Source organism: Paenibacillus sp. Mc5Re-14, from assembly GCF_001049835.1.
GTDB lineage: Bacteria > Bacillota > Bacilli > Paenibacillales > Paenibacillaceae > Paenibacillus > Paenibacillus polymyxa_C.
On the sequence record NZ_CVPD01000001.1, the window covers coordinates 2,541,979 to 2,558,858 of the forward strand.

Below are 16,880 nucleotides of genomic sequence, written 5' to 3' on the forward strand. Positions count from 1 at the left end.
AGGCGGTTTTGACACACCTACAACAGGAAGAGCTTCAAACGGAAAGGGATGCAACGGAATGTACGTGGTATGTAAAGAGCATGTGGAACTGGCAATTGATATGTTCGTCGATGAATACGAGGATGCACCGGATGTCGTCGATCTCAAAGAAACGAAATTTTCGGATTGGGACCCTCCAGTGAAGTGCAAGGAATGTGAGAAAAAAGCAGAGTTTTTGGTCGTCTAAAAAAACAAGCACGGGCGTTTCGGGCAGAAACGTCCTTTTTGTATATATCCCCATCACATTCTGAGACAGGAGTGAACGTTGGATGGACCCTTTGCTGCATTCACTGTTTCGTCCGCTTCAGGTCAATGGAAGTGACCCCTATACATATTATATTGAACAAAAGCCGTCTGCTGCGCTGAGAGCTTACGTAGCCTGCTATTGGGAGTCTGGTCCGGCTACTAGAAAAGTTTCTGAACGGAATATGGTAGTATCGGATAGAGACGAAGCTTCATTAGGCTGGCTGGAGGAAGAAGAGGCAGTGGACCGGGTATTACCTGATGGTTGTACGGATATTCTATTAGAATACGACCCGGTGAGTAAACGTCAGGAACTCTCATACTGCGGGACATTTACGAATCCGTTCGTGTCTACCAGACAAGCAGGGTCCGGGACACGTATTTTTGCGGTGCGATTTTTCCCCGTTGGAGCACATTATTTTCATGGCATGCCGACTCATTTGTTTACAGGCGGTAATTACCGCTTGGAAGACATATGGCCCGAGAATATTGAGATCATAGGTGAGCGTATTTTGGAGGCACGAGACTTTAATGAACGGGTGCGCCTAATGGATCAGTATCTCAACCAGCTTCTACTGCGCCGTAGGACAGACGATTGTGACCTGATGAAAAACCTGCTGCATCGCATCTTTGTGAGCGGCGGAAGTGTGGGGATTAAGGAGCTGGCCGCGCGTGAGGCGATCAGTGAAAGACAGCTCAACCGCAAATTTGGGCAATGGATCGGGGTCAGCCCCAAAAAGTTCAGTGAAGTAGTCCGTTTCCAGAGCGTTCTGCACAGTATTCAGAATGGTGGTTATGTCGATGCGATGGAGCTGGCATTAAAGCACAGCTTTTTTGACCAAGCGCATCTAATCCGTGATTTTCGCAGATTTTATGGAGCTTCCCCGCTTACTGCGGCTAAAGACTTTCGGAAGTTGTCCGATTTTTACAATACACACCCAGAGGCTTCGGCTATACTCAAAATATGAAGAAGAATGCAAAGGAGAGATGAGGATATGAGTGGAACGCTGCAAGTTCGTGATCATCTGCTGAATGAGCTGGAGACTGGAGTACGGACGGGGGAAGCCTTGATTCGTAAAATACGTCCAGAGGATTGGAGCTTTCGCCCACAGGACAATTTCCGCTCGCTGCTGGAGTTAGTGCACCACTTTGTGCTTATTCCAGCTTCGGATCTTGCGATTATGCAGGAGAAGTCCGAGGCAGAAGTGGGAAGCATTGAAAATAGCCTGTCTGGGGTGGAAGATCCCGAGCGCTTGGCTACGGCTTTCAGGGAGAATTTTGAGGTATATAAGGCTTACATTCTTTCGCTTAGCGAAGAAGATTATCTGAATCGTTCAACGAAGGCCTTTTATATGGAGCATGGACATCTACAGGTTCAATGGCAGATTGAGACTGTGACCCATGTGTTCCATCATCGTTCCCAGATCTATAATTATTTGAAGCAACTGGGGCATGAAGTGAGCTTTTTTATGTTGTATGCTTGAGTTTTTTATGGAGATTTATGAGGGCACCTATGCGGTGCTCTTTTTTGGTTTTATTTAAGGCTTTTCAGGGTGGAATGAATTAGTCGAACGCGCGAGAAATTTCCTTACTAACACGTCTGAGAATCCCAACTTGTTCTTCATTCAATCTGCTGGTCAACGCAACAAACTCATCTATGGCCTCTTGCCGAATCATTTCGTCTGTAGTCATATGTTCTTCGGAAAACATCAATTCACTGATAGACACGTTTAAGGCGGTTAACACCTTCTCCAAGGTATCAATCGAAAAGTTTCTTTCTCCTCTTTCTAATGCACCAATATATCTATAGTCCAAGCTTGCAATGTCAGCTAGCTTTTGCTGTGTAAGTCCCTTTGCATTTCGAATAGCCCGGATTCTTGTACCGATTTGCTTGCGTAATTCAGCCATATTACCACCTCATAACAAGCTTATGGAAGATGAAGTGTAAAAGTCAGGTCAAAATATATAGTAAAAATGGTTTATATTGCGCTTTTTAAGTAGTATAATTAGTCTGTTTAGTCACTCCTCACGAGTGGTTGGCAACTCTAAATCGATAAAGAGGATATACTAGAGGAGGTAATATTTTTGCAGGAGGACATTCTTAAATCACTCAAACCAGATGTGATCGTACAACTGTTAAAAATGGCTTATTCCTTCGAAAGCTGGACTCAGGTAAAGACTACATCTGGCATTTTATATAGCCGTGTCCAGCGTATCTACGAAGAACGGCAGTATCATAAAGCAATGAAATTACCCATCCCGCATGTGAATCTAGAACGTCCGTTGGTATATTATTTTGGGCTCAGTCACCTGATGTGCGGAATGGCTCACCAGAATCAGGGTGCATATGAGCAGGCAAGGGAGTGCATCTATAAGTATGCTGAGCTAGGGTGGATGGAGGATTTAGAGGAAGAAGACAATCAAGTTGTCGAGGAATTCAGGTTTTTAGCCAAAACTAATTTATATGCAGTGGATATTTTGTCTGGCAATATAGGGCTGATCGAGGAGTACGTAGCCTTTTTGCAGGATAATCTAGAGGAAATATTACCGGGGCTCAATACCATATTACAGGCAGCGCTTATGTATCATTTGGATGTGGCAGATATTTTACATACGTTTGCAGAGCAGATTAATGAATTCGAGAGTTATGAAGACGCAGAGAACATATCTTACTATTATAGCTACTGCTATCACTTGGCTTTGTACTATCGGAAGTGCGGCAGATTACAGGATGCAGTGGGACTTACTGTGCGGGCGATGCAACTAGCAGATCAGTCAGGTAACGATCGTAATTTCAAGAAATGTACGGCATTGTTCGAATCATTACGGGAATCAGCAACAGCGGAGCAAATCAGCGAATATCAACAGATGCTAATATGGTGTCTTGATGAATACGGAACTGAAAGCATTCCATTGTGATGAGGCCTAAATGAATGATCCGCTATAATCTGAACAGGGAATAGGCTTGTAACGGAGAGGAAATAGATAGGTAAGAGACGTTTCAGATGCTAAAATAACTATGTTACAGGTATGTTTTTAAGTTAATGATCGTAAATACGATTTTACATTATCATTCGACATAGATAGGGGTATGGAATTTGTTTATTCAGCTTATAGGTGTGGGGAAGTTAAAAGAGAAGTATTTGGTCATGGGCATTCAGGAATACGCTAAACGGCTAGGGCCATACATCAAGTTCCAAATGATCGAGGTAGCAGATGAAAAGGCTCCTGATACACTGAGCGAGGCGGAAGTCCGACAGGTCAAGGAGCGAGAGGGTGAGCGTATCCTTGCTCATGTGAAAAGTGAAGCACACGTCATTGTTCTCGCCATCGACGGCAAACTCTGGAGCTCGGAAGAACTTGCAGAGGAACTGGACAAGCTCGGCACCTACGGTACAAGCCATGTTGTCTTCGTCATTGGCGGAAGCCATGGACTCTCTGACGAAGTTCTCCGCCGCGCCCAGCAAAAGCTGAGCTTCGGAAGAATGACCTTGCCACATCAGCTGATGCGATTGGTATTGGTGGAACAGATTTATCGGGCGGTGAAGATTAATCGGGGCGAACCGTATCATAAATGACGGCTAAATTTAAAGATGATGTAGAACAGTTTTGATTAGTAGGTTAACTTATTATGGGGTTTTATTGTTCAGCCCTATTAAAAGAACTTTTAATGTCGAAGATTTACATGACGTGTAGTAAAATAGTAGTACATGTCTCATTTTCGTTGAATTATCCAGTTTTATAAGAAATGAATCTGTTGGCGCATTTAGAAGATGTAATAAGCGAGATTCAAGACCCACGTTCAACCCTTCACAAGCAGTAATATCCTGTCTTGACTTCCCTTGCCGCTGCCTTTCGCGATAGCTTCGCCTTCTAAGGGTATCTAAGTAGTTACGGTTTTTCAATGTCTTTATAAATAGTTCTTCGTAATCGTTAAATTACAGATTATATTAAAGGAGGTTAGCTGTATGAGTTTTAAAGATAAAGTTGATGAATTGCGTAATCAGGCGCAAACAACACAAGCTGCAAACAAAATTATTGATCAGCTCAAAAAGTTAGAAAATAGTAATAATGAAGATACTTCTTATCGTTGGATTTGGGAGCTTATTCAGAATGCAAAAGATGTAGTTAACTGCACTGGAAAAGTTGATATTCTTGTTAATTTTGATGAATACAGAAAAATTATAGAGTTTAAGCATAATGGAAAGTTATTCCTGACAAAAAATATTGTTTTTCTTATTGAACAAGTTTCTACAAAAGAACGAAATGAACTTGATAGGAAAGAAAAGAAAATAACAGGAAAGTTTGGAACAGGGTTTCTAACAACTCATTTACTTTCAAAAAAAGTAAATGTAACTGGGTATTTGTGCGATGAAGATGAGCCTGTACACCAATTTAGTATTGATATTGACCGCTCAAGCGATAATCAGACAAAAATCATCAAGTCAATCGAAGATAGCTGTGAGCAACTTAACAAAAATGCAGTAAAAATTACAAAAGAAATAAATGAAAGTGATTTTAATACTTGTTTTACATATGAGTTAGACGTTCTTGGAATTAAGACAGCAAAAGCAGGCTTAAATAATCTTGTTGCGTCAATTGCATATGTTTTTGCTTTTGTCCCAGAGATAGAATCAATTACTATTCAAGCTAATACTGTGAAAGGCAATTATAAGCAGGTGCTTTCTCGTGGTTATAATGTTGATGTTAATTTGAGAAATGCACAGGTTATTGCTGTGTGTGATACTAAAAGAAAGAATCCAAGGTATATTTTTGCTTTAAAAGATGAAGCGTTAACAAACTTATCAATTGCGGTCGAACTGATAGACATTGGCGAAAAAGCAAACATTCAACAATTAAATGAAAATTTACCCAAACTATTTTGTGATTTTCCGTTACTTGGAACAAGTGATTTTTCTTTTCCAGTAGTTATCAACAATCCATATTTTGAACCTACAGAACCTCGTGATGGAATTGAATTGGAGAGCAGAGCCGAAGAAAAGCAATTTATTAAAGACAATAAAGGGGCATTAGAAACTGCTGTCAAACTTTATAAAACTGCATTGAGTTTTTTTGTGGAAAATAATTATAAAGGTGTTTATAACATTGTAAAAATAAAAGAGCAGCCTCATAAAACTTGGCTGAATGCAGAATGGTTCGATAATAAAATACTTGAACCTATAAAAGTAGAAATAAAATACTTAAACTTAATTACAACAAATACTGGCGACAAAAAACCATTGTTTGAGTTAGGGGATAAACCTGTTGTTTTGATTCCTAAAAATCGAGAGAATAAAGAGGAAATGTTTAAACTTTGGTCGTTATCAAATGCTTTATTTCCTGAACTTCTTCCGAAGCAAGAAGAGTTAGATGCTTGGTGTTGTTCGCTCTGGGATGAATGTAAAAACATGGGCATAGACAACATAGTGCAGGCAATTGAAAGTTCTGAAAACGTATCTTCTTTAAGAAATAAATTAAACGAACAAGATGTATTTGTTTGGTTAAATGAGTTCTACAAATTACTCTTAACAAGTGAAGATGAGAGCTGTAAAAAAATAATAGAACAATCTGAGGTTTTTCTCAATCAAAACGGTAAGTTCTGCTGCTGGAATAGAGTTTATTTTGACAAGGAAATTGATGATACATACAAGGGGGTTTCATTATTATTAGATATAGACGTTAAAGATAAATTACTTCATAAAATGGTCGCAACAGAAATTGCAAAGCATATTGAAGTAACAGAGTATGGATATTCGGAACTGTTTTCTGAAACCACACGGTGTTTACAAAACGAACATCAAAATCGTGGAGATTTCTTTCAAAGAATACTATGCATACAAACAAATGAAAGGCCGAAACAAGATGACTTTTTGAACATCGCTAAAAAGTTTTATAACAATACTACATGGGAGATTGTTGCTTCTAAAAGGTATTCGAAACCCATTTTTGAACAGGCACTAAATTATTGGGTTATAAAGTTGTGTGTTGATATACAGAAAAGTAAAACTTTAGATGTTTTTGCTGACGAACACTTTTTGAACAACGCAGATGGTGCGATTTCTTTTATAAATCAATTTGTGTTATTTTTAGAAAAAAATGATTATAAACATTTGGCAGACAAGTATCTTATTCTTCCTAACCAAAATGGCTCGTTTAAAAGAAGCACTGAGCTACAGCTCGATTCGGGAGAGATTCATGAAATGGTGAAAGATGCTTACTTCTTTACTGGGGTAGACATCAGAATAAAATTGCTTATGAGTAGTATATATTTTCCGTTACCTGAAAACACAGCAACCAATCTTTACCCATTAGCAGATGCAATAACAAATTATATTGAAAATCACAAGAATAAGCTTGGTGAAGATAATGATCAAGAGAGATTGGTTTTTCAAAATTTCTTTTCATACTTAAAGAGCACAGAGGATAAAACAATTAGAAATGCTTTTAAAATTCTGTACAGCAATTTATATTGGTTTTATAATGATGACATAATTTCCGACAACATGCAAAAGGCTGAGAAGTATGAGCAGTTGCTATCTAAACATGGTGTAAAAAGTTTCCAAGAGTTAGAAGAACTATTAAAACAAGCTACAAGCAATGTGCAATCAGCAGAAATAATTAGTATTTCAAAAGAACAACTTGCACAAATTGGGATTAATACTGAAGATGAGTTGTTGCAAGTTTTAAATGTGTTATTAGGAGAAGGAGAAATTACTGATTCTCAATTAGGCGAACTGCCAAGTGGTATGTCCATAGAGGATATTTCCAAGAAATTCCTACACAGTTCAAAAAACAATAGGTTTTCACGTGAATATTATGAAAAAATAATGAATCGTGCTATAGAAAAGGTTTTTTACTACTTGAAAGAAACTGGAAGATATGTCATGTCTGAAAAATTGGAAGAGTGGAAAAATACAAGCTATTCAAAAACCGTTTTTTGGGCAAAGAAAAATGGTACTGATATTCGTATTGTTGTAAGGCCGAGCGATGACGATAAAATTATTTTCTTCTATGAGCAAGAAGTTGCTGCAATGGACGATACCAATTATGAACTTTGGACTGACAATAACGATGGAAATACACGCATGATTACATTGGGTGACATTATTAAAACAACGGGAATTTCAGTCATACCGCTTAAAAATCTTAATCCAAAATAATAGAAAGTGGGGGCTACCGTCTTGACACCAAATGAAGTATTAAGCCTAATAGCAAATAATAATCGTGATAATATTTATTGTGTATATCCTGTTACACCTGATGAAACTATTGGAAGATTAATCTCTGCGCTTTCAAATTGTGGTGGAGGATTAATTGTTTTTGGTGTGCAAGATGATGGAAGAAAACTAAGGGTTAAAGGATACAAATTTAACGTAGATATTGATTCGATAAAAGCGAAACTTAGCGTTAACGTTAATTTAACACTTTTTGATTTGCCACACGAAACTGCAGCGCTTAAATGTATTAATGTCGAAAAGTGTGAAAATGTGGTAGTGTTTAGTGACACACCTTACACACTTGACCATAATAGGAACGTTGCAGAGCTTAATATAAAAAAAGTGTTTCTATCGTATTCGCACAATGATACTTGCATTGCTGATTTAGTAGAAGAAAGGCTTAACTTTTTTGGAAAAGGTAGATTGGCTATTACAAGGGATAAAAGAACGTTAGAATATAAGAGTGATATTCAAAAATTCATGCAGACGGTTTCATCTCACGATTTCATGGTATCTATAATATCAGATAGTTATTTAAAATCTCAAGGATGTATGTATGAAGTTTCAGAATTAATGCGGAATAGAGCATTTAATGATAAGCTATTGACAATTATTTTATCTGAAACAGATGAAAATTTTTATCCTAAAGACAAAAAACCAAAACAGGTAAAAGCAGATGTATATTCACTAAATCGCTTCGAGTATTTAAAATATTGGGAAACTGAAAAAGGAAAAGTAAATAAACTGAATTCAGAAATAAGCGATTTAGCTCTTAAACAAGGATTAGTTGATGAAATTAAACAGATAAACACTATTTCGACAAATATTTCAGAACTAATTGAAATTTTCAAGAAAAGTTTAGGAAAAGACTTTACTGAAATTAATCAAAATGAGTTTTCGGATATATTATCTATTCTACTTTCATAGAATGAAAATAATATATTTTGGGCTACGAAGAAAATAAATGGGTAAGTTGATACGTTTGTTCATGGTTGCTGATAATTCATATGGATTGAAAACAATGGAAATGGAAATATCAAATGTGATAATTAAACCGGCTCTTCGCTCTGCTATGGATGAATAAAGTTTTAGTGAATGAATTTAATTAGCCTGAAAATACTGTGACCCTATCCGACTATTAAAGGATAGGGTCACATTTATGGTCGCTGAATAGTGATGAGAATATCAACGAGCTTTACAACCAGAGAACCAGAAGTGTTGATATAGAGTTCTGATAGATACCAACCAAATAACTAATCTTTTGGAGGGTTCAGATGAACCGCCAATTTAATTTCCAACCTAAAAAAGCGTCAGTGGCGACAATTGCGTCAAATGGCAGAAGGTCAAAGGACACCAATGACACTTCCCGCAGATGTTTCGAGTCAAGGGCTGTTGCGGCAGTCTCATCGAAGGCAAAGGAGCATCAAAAATTTAGCCGTTATAGCGTGTAAGGTGAACCGTATCATAAGTAGGGCGGAACTCTTAGACGAAACAGAAGAGGCGAAAGGTCGGCCACGTGAGTGGTCCTTTCGCCTTTTTGTGATCTTTTTGGGTAGCGAGGCAAATCCTAAGTCCAAGTTAATTCTTTATTGTTTAACAATTCATTCTTCCATTCATCTTTCTTCCAACTTAAATTCTCTCCAAAAAATCTATGGAAGTATTCGGTAGACTCCTTTTCATGATTACTAAACTTAAATACCAGAAAGCATGTTTTTTTAGTGGTAATCACTCGTAGGTAGCCAAGACCATTTGACATCTTTATTAAAAATATTTGTTCCGGGTCAGAAAAATAAGGTTCATATAATGGATTTCCGTTTTCATCAGAGCCAGTCAACCGTTTAGGTGTGGATGGGTCGTGAATATGGAAATGCTTATTTTCCTCCGAGAGTATGGCGCTTATACAGCTTTGTATTTTTAGATTATTAAATTCATCATAAAGTTGAAAAAATACATCAACGCTGAAATCTTCATCATAATTGTTCTTCTCGAAAATCATGTTATACCACCCAGATGTGGACTCATAATAACCTAACTTAACCTTCACAAACTCATGAAAAAACCAAAAAGGTAAAGGAAATAATGTTGAATGATCTTCAAGTTTATTATCTTCCTCTGCATATGAAAAACCAGTAATAAATCCATATAACATAGTAAAGCTTTTCTTTCCTAAATACATACCAGGCTTTTCTTTTATTAAGTTCATTACTGAACTGAATTTGGACATAAGAAATTCCCCTTAAGATGCATTTGCGCTATATGAAGACCGAATTCGTGTACGAGCCCTTTAATCCCTATGCCTGCCGTATTTCTCATGGATCAGCAAGACGTCCATCGAAGTACTTCCTTACATGTTAACATAATGAGGTTCATTTTTCTAAATGGCAGAAAATATGGCTACCATAGCCAACCATATTTTTAAAAGCATTTTTTGATTCTAGACACAATCAGGTTTCCTTTAAAACGAACCTAAATCCCTTCTAGGATCTCTTCCGTTGTGCGAATCCGGCCAATCCTCGGAAAAATAACGTTCCGTACATGCTCATGTTCGGCCTTGGTGAACCCAGTCATGGCGTCAATTGCAAAAATAAGTTGATAGCCGTGCTGGAATGCCTCTCTTGCGGTTGTATCGACTCCGATACCTGAGGATATACCGCATAAAACGATCGTATCAATATTTCGGCGGCGCAGCTGCAGATCAAGGTCTGTTCCATGGAAAGCCCCCCATTGTTTTTTGGAGATGATATGGTCTGTCTCGGTCACTCCGAGCTCGGGAACAAATTCATCCCAGCCCTCTATCAGGTTCAGTCTAGGTACCGTGGTATCGAGCTTGGGAGAAGGTATATCCTTGAAGTCTTTACTGGATACGTGTACAAGATTCACAAAAGCCCCCTTGTTACGAAAAAGATTGGCCAGCTTAGCTGAATTTGCAATGACCATCTCGGCAGAATAAGGAGCATACTGACTGCTAATCCATTTTTGGAGGTCAATGACGACCAGAGAAGTCTTGTTCCAATCTAATAACGGTGCTCGTTCCTCACCCTTCAAATGATTGCAATTTAGTTGATTCATATAGAATCTCCTCCTAACCTTATCTTGTAATAAAATGATGACTACGTCAGTATATAATCGATGATATAGAATAACGAGAGAGGGAATTAACCTAGGAGCGTTACTCCCAGAATAAAAAGAAATACTGGAGGGATGAGATGAAATGCAGGAGGAACGCGAAAAGACCGGAGAATTAGCTGAATTTCTCCGTACCCGACGGGCCCGTCTGACTCCGGAGCAGGTAGGTTTGCCTTCCGGTGAAAGACGGCGGACACCTGGTCTTAGAAGGGCAGAGGTTGCCATACTCGCTGGTATCAGTGTGGATTGGTATACATGGCTGGAGCAGGGTAGAGACATTCAGGTATCCATCCAGGTGCTTGATAGCTTGTCCCGTGCGCTGCGAATGAACGACATTGAGCGAAAACATCTCTTCTTGCTCGCTGCAGGACACTTACCCCCGAGTAATCAAGCGCCACAGAACAAGGTAAGCCGTCTACTGCAGGATTTTTTGGACAGACAGGGGGAAAGCCCTGCCTTTGTGGTAAATTCAAGGTGGGATGTCGTAGCCTGGAACCAGGCCGCGATTCTTGTCTTTGGAGATTACGAAGCAATGTCGGCAAGAGACAGAAATTCGATATGGCGCCTATTCACTACGAATAATGCGAAGCGGATGCTGGGTGACAGTTGGGAAGCGAACGCCAAACATCGGTTAGCCCAGTTTCGGGCCAACTATGCAAATACAGTCGGGGATCCTTGGTGGAGAGAGTTTATTGAGGACCTGCACCAGCAAAGTAAGGAGTTCCAGGAATGGTGGCCGTTGCATCAAGTTATAAATGTGCCGGAAGGTGAAAAGCTGCTTAATCATCCTGTTGTCGGTTCCCTTCGTTTTGGTCATCTTTCCTTCCAGGCTATGGACTCCGTTGACCTCCAGGTTACAGTTAATATTCCTTTGGATACCCCAACAATTGAAAGAATGAGAAAACTTCTTTCTGCGGTTAATCGATAATTCAGCATTTGCCACGTCCGTTGAAGTTATTCCATTTTGGCAGGTGACCTTTCTTTAGCGGGATGGAATAATGAACGAACATCGTGATGTTAGTATGATTCCAATTTGTAAAAAAATTCAAGTGGGTGAGTTGGGGATATGGCTAAAATCGTCAGCGCATGGACCTAGCCAAACGTAACGGTCGTCTCATCGTTCGGATTAATGACTCACAGGATTGCTCTAAAGTGGTTGTTTAAGCGAGACACTGTAAAGAGACCCTTTTTATTTGCCGTTAGACCCGATACGGTGAACCGTATCACAAATAATGTGAAACTTGGGACCTAATCTTCGGACAGGGGGTCGACTCCCCACGCCTCCGCCAACCTTAATAAAAACGAACATAACATACTTAGTTGGTGGATTTTCAGTAACAGTTTGGTTTAGTTAGTAAAAAGACAGTTAGGGCACATTGACCAGCCTTAACTATCCTTTTATTCATGACTCCAAACAGATTGTAGAGATCGTTAGAAATGACGCCAGCCGCTGTTGACAGCGCCTTGCAAAGAGCCAGAGAACGATAGGGCGAAACTCCGTTCAGAAGAATAATGGATACGATAGCTAACCAGAACTTTCATACAACAGGTCTGCACCGGATGGCATACAGGATGTCTATTCGTGCACCTGCAAAATTTTACCAAAGCGATGGAGAGTGAGTTTTTTTGATTTCGCCGTTGAATTCGAAAATAATATTATGGAATGGTTTGAAGGTAAAAAAATATAAAAATACCGTAATCAGCTCTTGCGTAGCCTGAAATTTCAAATCTCTATGTTTGTCTCCAAAAACTCAAGATATTTTGGGTCGTCTTCCATAAAAATCTCAATACCGGCGCCCATGTAAGCCCGGGTTAACTCGTCAACCGCCTTTTCAAAGTTTTCCTGTTCATAATATAATTGCCCCAGCCGAAGGTGAATATACGGATTACCCAACCCCTTCGGACACTGTACGGCATTAAAAAAGCACTTGAAGGCCTTATCGTAATTCTTCATACGATAGTGGACATCCCCAATAGCTACATATATCCAAGTAGCGGCCTCCCATTCTTGATGATTTTCAGGCAATAAACGGAGGGCGGCAATATAATTTTGCTTGGCGGCATCAAGATCGCCTGCCTTCACTAAGTCATCGCCTTGTTTACATAGAGCCCTAATTGCGGAATAAGTGGAATCTGAGAGCTGCAAAGTGATCTCTCCTGTTCTATTGGATTAAGGAATTTTAGACAATGATCTTTTGTTGGCTTTCATCAAAAATGGTGGCGTCCAGTATTGCCGATAAATAGCCTATCGCCCAAATGATATGATCTGTAAATTCTTCTCCATGATCAGGCGGGAATATGAAGCCAATGCGCTCGACACAGTCTTTGACTTCAGGCAATCATATGAAGATTCTACCAAATTTTTAAGCCTATTCATAGATTGAAAGCGCGTTCTAGTTTATGTGAGTACTATTTTCAAAGGGGCCATGCGTGGCATTGGCTTAATATGGTTTAGAAGAAAGGATGATAGAGATGCCAAATGATAATCAACAGCTTCACAAGGAATCGATTAAGTACCTAAAGAATGCCCCTCTTCGCGAAAATGATCCTAAGTTTATCTGCGCAATAAGTGATGTAGCCTATGAATTTTTAACAACAGATGAAGTAGGTTTGATAGAGCAACTGTATTTTAAAATGAAGAATATTGCCCTACGAAATAAGATTCTGTATGGTTTAATCCGGTGCAGACATTTGGAACTGAAGGATTTCTTTCAGAAAGCCTATAAAAAAGAACGATATTTGGATATGAGGCTGCTCGCGATCCATGGATTAGTACAGTATGCGCCAGAAGAAGAGATCGAAAAGGTCACGGCCCATTTTCTTAAGATCTTGATAAAGAGGCCGGAGACTACTCCTTATAACTACTATGAATATGAGTTTCTAAGGTCTGCTTTCGGGTTTCCTCTTCTAATTAAAAAATACGGGTATTCCTGTTTTGAAAAGGTATATCAACAAGTCGAGAAACAATATCAGGATATGCCAGAAGCATTTAAGGGGCATTTGACCTTTGATGAAGATGGGAAGCAAGTTTCGTTGAGAACTCCGATGAAAATAAAGCAAATGATAGATCGTTTTTATGAATCACGAAATCTTCGATAAGCTGAGTCCAAGAAGTTGAAAAGCAGCGACGACTATAACAATGATGAGGTTTGTTGAAAGGAGAATAGAGATGACCGTAAAGTTTACTTTGAATTATACGGATGGAGATTTCATCGAAACCATAGAAGTTCCAATTTATAAAGCGTATCGTGAGGGTACTTCTTTTCAACTGTATCATTTAAATCGCAACCCTACTCGTATTGAACACAAGGAATTGTTGGTTATCGATGAATCGGGGATTGCTCCAGAGTGTATGTTTAAAAGTGTTACAGAATTTTGTGAAAAAATTATCCCCTATTTATTGAATAGGAAAAATGAGTCATTGTTTTTATTCGGGGAATATTATGATGCAGAGAAAGATAAGATGATGGACATTGATGATATTGAGATTCCCTGTTTAATAGGCGGGGCAGCCACCTTACAAGAAGAGAAAAAGTAGACTGGGACCTACAGAGGTAGTCGCTGAGGAACCTGAATCGATAGATTTATTGAAAAAAATGATTGATAAACGTTTGCAGGAAGATCCGGATTTAGCGAATGAAATCTATGTGATCACCCCATTTAGAAATGTGGCTTATAAGCTTGTTCAGGTTTTAGACGAAATTAAATTCACAAAACGAGAAAACGGGAAGACAACGAATATTGGTACAGTTCATACTTTTCAAGGGAAAGAAGCCAAGGTCGTCTACTTTGTTCTTGGCGCCGACTCTGATAGCAGTGGGGCAGCAAGATGGGCTGTCTCTGATCCCAATATGATGAATGTTGCAGCGACGCGAGCTAAAGAAGAATTTTATGTGATTGGCGATAAGAAATTGTATGCCTCACTCGGTAGTGAAGTGGCAAATAAAACGATGTCAATTATTGACGACTATAACAATAATAAGGTCGGGAATGATGGTTAGGCGAAGTTCTCCAAGTTGGAGGAGATTCGAAGGGTAGTTTCCTTTAATAGTATATTAATTATATTTTAATCTGGAGAAATCGTTCAGTATAAATGCAATTGGTTATTTTTATCTTCCGTCTATGAAAAAAGACCCTATCTCAAAACCAACTCCTACCCACTCTCCCGATTTCTATGCTTTAATAAAATGAGCAGTATCAACAAGAAGCGTTGAAAGTGGGGTTCTATGAAGCGACTAACGATTGGCCTGTTCGCCCATGTGGATGCAGGTAAGACAACTTTTGCGGAACAGCTGCTGTACCATACGAACAGTATCCGATCGCGGGGGCGGGTGGATCATCAGGATGCGTTTCTGGACAGCCACGACATCGAGCGGGCAAGGGGCATTACGGTGTTCGCAGATCAGGCGGTAATAGAATATAAGGGAGATAGCTATTACATAATAGACACACCCGGACACGTCGATTTCTCCCCGGAGATGGAGCGGGTGATTCAGGTCATTGATTATGCCATCCTGATTGTAAGCGCAGTTGAAGGTGTCCAGGGTCATACGGAGACGGTCTGGCAGCTGCTGCGCAAGCATCGGATTCCGACGTTCTTCTTTATCAACAAGACAGATCGGATCGGCGCGGATGCAGGCAGAACCGAGGCGGATATCCGTCAGCAGTTGACGGGGGAAGTATGCTGCATTACACAGAGCTTTACTGACGGCATAGTCGGCGAGCCGCTGCGGGAGGCCATGGCGGAGCGGGACGAAGCCCTGTTGGAAGCATTCCTGGAGGGGAGAGAGGATTCCGGCTTCTGGCTGGAGGCTTTGCAGAGGATGATAGCGGCGGGTCTTCTCTTCCCCTGTGCTTACGGCTCTGCGCTTCAGGATACAGGCGTCATTGAATTTCTGGATCAACTGCATCTGCTGGCGACAACCACTTATGATGAGAATGCTTCGTTCCAGGGGCGGGTTTATAAAATTCGGCACGATGCAGGCGGAGCGAGACTCACATTCATTAAGGCGCTGGGGGGTCGGCTGAAGGTGAGAGAACAGCTTAGTTACGAGAGCGGCGGGGTTCAGTATGACGAAAAAATTACGCGGCTCTTCTTGTTTAACGGCCTTAAATCGCAGCCGGTGGAACAAGTAGAAGCCGGCGATTTGTTTGCGGTTACCGGATTGTCCGCCGCCGAGGCCGGACAAGGCCTGGGGTCGATATCAGATAAGTTAGCTTACGATTCGGAGCCAACGTTACAATCGAAGGTACTATTCGACAATTCGCTACATGTACAGAAGGTGCTCGGTGCCTTTCGCACGCTGGAGGCGGAGGAGCCGTCTCTGAACGTCGTTTGGGATGAGAAATTGCAGGAGATTTCTATCCGCGTCATGGGATTGATTCAACTGGAAGTGCTGGAGCAGCTTGTTAGAGAGCGGTTTGGCTTGGCTATCTCTTTTGGACAGCCGGAAATCTTGTATAAGGAAACGATCCAATCGGCTGTAAAAGGGTACGGCCACTTCGAACCGCTCAGGCATTATGCGGAAGTGCATCTGCTGATTGAACCGGGAGAACGGGGCAACGGCATCATGTTCGATAGCAGATGTCATGCCGATGATCTGAATGTCAGCTATCAAAATCTGATTCGGAATCATCTCTACGAACGGGAGCATCACGGACTGCTGACCGGCATGCCGGTCACCGACGTGAACATTACGCTACTGAAGGGCCGCGCGCATAAAGAACATACCCATGGCGGTGATTTTCGTGAGGCTGCCTTTCGAGCACTACGGCAGGGTCTGGAGAAGGCGGACAACGTGCTGCTGGAGCCTTATTACGATTTCAAAATCAAGGTTAATATCGATGAAATGGGCAGGGTGCTGTCCGATATTCAGCGTGCTTCAGGTATTTTTAATCCACCGCAGACAGTCGGAACGCAAGCGGTGGTCACGGGCAGGGTGCCTGTATCAACTTTCATGAACTACAGTGCCGAATTCGCATCCTTCACGCATGGACGAGGCAGTATCCGCTGCGTGTTCAGCGGCTACGACCGCTGCCATAATACGGAGGAAGTTATAGAGCGGATGGGCTACTGCAAAGGGGCAGACCCACTGTATACCTCCTCCTCCATCTTTTGCGCCAAGGGGCGGGTTACTCGGTGCCATGGGATGAGGCGGAAGCCAAGATGCACCTTGAATTAGAACCCTGAATGATCTTTATTAGGAAACTAAGCAACTAAGAAATTATCGTGAGTAGTAAATTTAATGCTGTGCT

The 16,880-nt window shown here is 40.6% G+C and carries 15 protein-coding genes and 1 pseudogene; 12 read left to right on the forward strand and 4 right to left on the reverse strand.

Annotation, left to right across the window (positions count from 1 at the left end; genetic code table 11):
* The first annotated feature begins 58 nt into the window (after positions 1-58).
* The 3 genes from BN1546_RS11555 to BN1546_RS11565 all read left to right on the forward strand — a co-directional run bounded on the left by BN1546_RS11555 (position 59) and on the right by BN1546_RS11565 (position 1,766).
* Positions 59-226, forward strand: a complete 168-nt coding sequence (locus BN1546_RS11555; RefSeq protein WP_013373879.1) for a CxxH/CxxC protein — start codon at positions 59-61, stop codon at positions 224-226.
* A gap of 82 nt (positions 227-308) precedes the next feature.
* Positions 309-1,250: a helix-turn-helix domain-containing protein gene (locus BN1546_RS11560; RefSeq protein ID WP_090737540.1), complete on the forward strand. Its 942-nt coding sequence runs from the start codon at positions 309-311 to the stop codon at positions 1,248-1,250.
* Between the two features lie 27 nt (positions 1,251-1,277).
* Positions 1,278-1,766 (forward strand): DinB family protein, encoded by a 489-nt coding sequence (locus BN1546_RS11565; RefSeq protein WP_090737542.1) that lies wholly within the window; start codon positions 1,278-1,280, stop codon positions 1,764-1,766.
* A gap of 79 nt (positions 1,767-1,845) precedes the next feature.
* On the opposite strand, the gene BN1546_RS11570 is transcribed toward BN1546_RS11565, so the two are convergent.
* Complete coding sequence (locus tag BN1546_RS11570; RefSeq protein ID WP_090737544.1) at positions 1,846-2,190, reverse strand: helix-turn-helix domain-containing protein; 345 nt, start codon at positions 2,188-2,190, stop codon at positions 1,846-1,848.
* A gap of 177 nt (positions 2,191-2,367) precedes the next feature.
* On the opposite strand from BN1546_RS11570, the gene BN1546_RS11575 reads away from it, so the two are divergent.
* The 4 genes from BN1546_RS11575 (at position 2,368) to BN1546_RS11590 (ending at position 8,426) form a co-directional block, all read left to right on the forward strand.
* Positions 2,368-3,201, forward strand: coding sequence for a DNA-binding protein (locus BN1546_RS11575; protein ID WP_090737546.1), 834 nt, complete (start codon positions 2,368-2,370; stop codon positions 3,199-3,201).
* Positions 3,202-3,380: 179 nt separating this feature from the next.
* Positions 3,381-3,860 (forward strand): 23S rRNA (pseudouridine(1915)-N(3))-methyltransferase RlmH, encoded by a 480-nt coding sequence (gene rlmH / locus BN1546_RS11580; protein WP_013312768.1) that lies wholly within the window; start codon positions 3,381-3,383, stop codon positions 3,858-3,860.
* 390 nt (positions 3,861-4,250) lie between these two features.
* Entirely contained in the window at positions 4,251-7,442 is a 3,192-nt protein-coding gene (locus BN1546_RS27295) for a sacsin N-terminal ATP-binding-like domain-containing protein (RefSeq protein WP_176702330.1), read from the forward strand.
* 21 nt (positions 7,443-7,463) lie between these two features.
* Complete coding sequence (locus tag BN1546_RS11590) at positions 7,464-8,426, forward strand: TIR domain-containing protein (RefSeq protein ID WP_044786740.1); 963 nt, start codon at positions 7,464-7,466, stop codon at positions 8,424-8,426.
* A 640-nt stretch (positions 8,427-9,066) separates the two neighbouring features.
* Here BN1546_RS11590 and BN1546_RS11595 read toward each other — a convergent pair.
* Both BN1546_RS11595 and BN1546_RS11600 read right to left on the reverse strand, forming a co-directional pair.
* The gene (locus BN1546_RS11595; RefSeq protein WP_090737548.1) at positions 9,067-9,723 is read right to left on the reverse strand and encodes a hypothetical protein; all 657 of its coding nucleotides are present in this window, start codon (positions 9,721-9,723) and stop codon (positions 9,067-9,069) included.
* Between the two features lie 242 nt (positions 9,724-9,965).
* Positions 9,966-10,568, reverse strand: coding sequence for an isochorismatase family protein (locus tag BN1546_RS11600; protein ID WP_090737550.1), 603 nt, complete (start codon positions 10,566-10,568; stop codon positions 9,966-9,968).
* Positions 10,569-10,710: 142 nt separating this feature from the next.
* On the opposite strand from BN1546_RS11600, the gene BN1546_RS11605 reads away from it, so the two are divergent.
* Positions 10,711-11,553, forward strand: a complete 843-nt coding sequence (locus BN1546_RS11605; RefSeq protein WP_090737552.1) for a helix-turn-helix transcriptional regulator — start codon at positions 10,711-10,713, stop codon at positions 11,551-11,553.
* Positions 11,554-12,348: 795 nt separating this feature from the next.
* Here the strand turns inward: BN1546_RS11605 and BN1546_RS11610 are convergent.
* Positions 12,349-12,771, reverse strand: coding sequence for a tetratricopeptide repeat protein (locus tag BN1546_RS11610; protein ID WP_090737553.1), 423 nt, complete (start codon positions 12,769-12,771; stop codon positions 12,349-12,351).
* A 326-nt stretch (positions 12,772-13,097) separates the two neighbouring features.
* Here BN1546_RS11610 and BN1546_RS11615 point away from each other — a divergent pair, with 326 nt between their 5' ends.
* The 4 genes and pseudogenes from BN1546_RS11615 (at position 13,098) to BN1546_RS11625 (ending at position 16,815) form a co-directional block, all read left to right on the forward strand.
* On the forward strand, positions 13,098-13,724 hold the full coding sequence (locus tag BN1546_RS11615) for a hypothetical protein (RefSeq protein WP_090737556.1): 627 nt from the start codon (positions 13,098-13,100) through the stop codon (positions 13,722-13,724).
* A 70-nt stretch (positions 13,725-13,794) separates the two neighbouring features.
* The gene (locus BN1546_RS27300; RefSeq protein WP_025679340.1) at positions 13,795-14,163 is read left to right on the forward strand and encodes a hypothetical protein; all 369 of its coding nucleotides are present in this window, start codon (positions 13,795-13,797) and stop codon (positions 14,161-14,163) included.
* 49 nt (positions 14,164-14,212) lie between these two features.
* On the forward strand, positions 14,213-14,626 hold the full coding sequence (locus tag BN1546_RS11620; protein ID WP_255305314.1) for an AAA domain-containing protein: 414 nt from the start codon (positions 14,213-14,215) through the stop codon (positions 14,624-14,626).
* 225 nt (positions 14,627-14,851) lie between these two features.
* A pseudogene (locus BN1546_RS11625) lies at positions 14,852-16,815 on the forward strand (GTP-binding protein).
* The last annotated feature ends 65 nt before the right edge of the window (positions 16,816-16,880 follow it).

Coding starts and splice junctions, on each gene's coding strand:
- BN1546_RS11555 (WP_013373879.1), top strand. CDS start 59: ATGTACGTGGTATGTAAAGAGCATGTGGAACTGGCAATTGATATGTTC.
- BN1546_RS11565 (WP_090737542.1), top strand. CDS start 1,278: ATGAGTGGAACGCTGCAAGTTCGTGATCATCTGCTGAATGAGCTGGAG.
- BN1546_RS11615 (WP_090737556.1), top strand. CDS start 13,098: ATGCCAAATGATAATCAACAGCTTCACAAGGAATCGATTAAGTACCTA.
- BN1546_RS27295 (WP_176702330.1), top strand. CDS start 4,251: ATGAGTTTTAAAGATAAAGTTGATGAATTGCGTAATCAGGCGCAAACA.
- BN1546_RS27300 (WP_025679340.1), top strand. CDS start 13,795: ATGACCGTAAAGTTTACTTTGAATTATACGGATGGAGATTTCATCGAA.
- BN1546_RS11570 (WP_090737544.1), bottom strand. CDS start 2,190: ATGGCTGAATTACGCAAGCAAATCGGTACAAGAATCCGGGCTATTCGA.
- BN1546_RS11560 (WP_090737540.1), top strand. CDS start 309: ATGGACCCTTTGCTGCATTCACTGTTTCGTCCGCTTCAGGTCAATGGA.
- BN1546_RS11595 (WP_090737548.1), bottom strand. CDS start 9,723: ATGTCCAAATTCAGTTCAGTAATGAACTTAATAAAAGAAAAGCCTGGT.
- BN1546_RS11605 (WP_090737552.1), top strand. CDS start 10,711: ATGCAGGAGGAACGCGAAAAGACCGGAGAATTAGCTGAATTTCTCCGT.
- BN1546_RS11600 (WP_090737550.1), bottom strand. CDS start 10,568: ATGAATCAACTAAATTGCAATCATTTGAAGGGTGAGGAACGAGCACCG.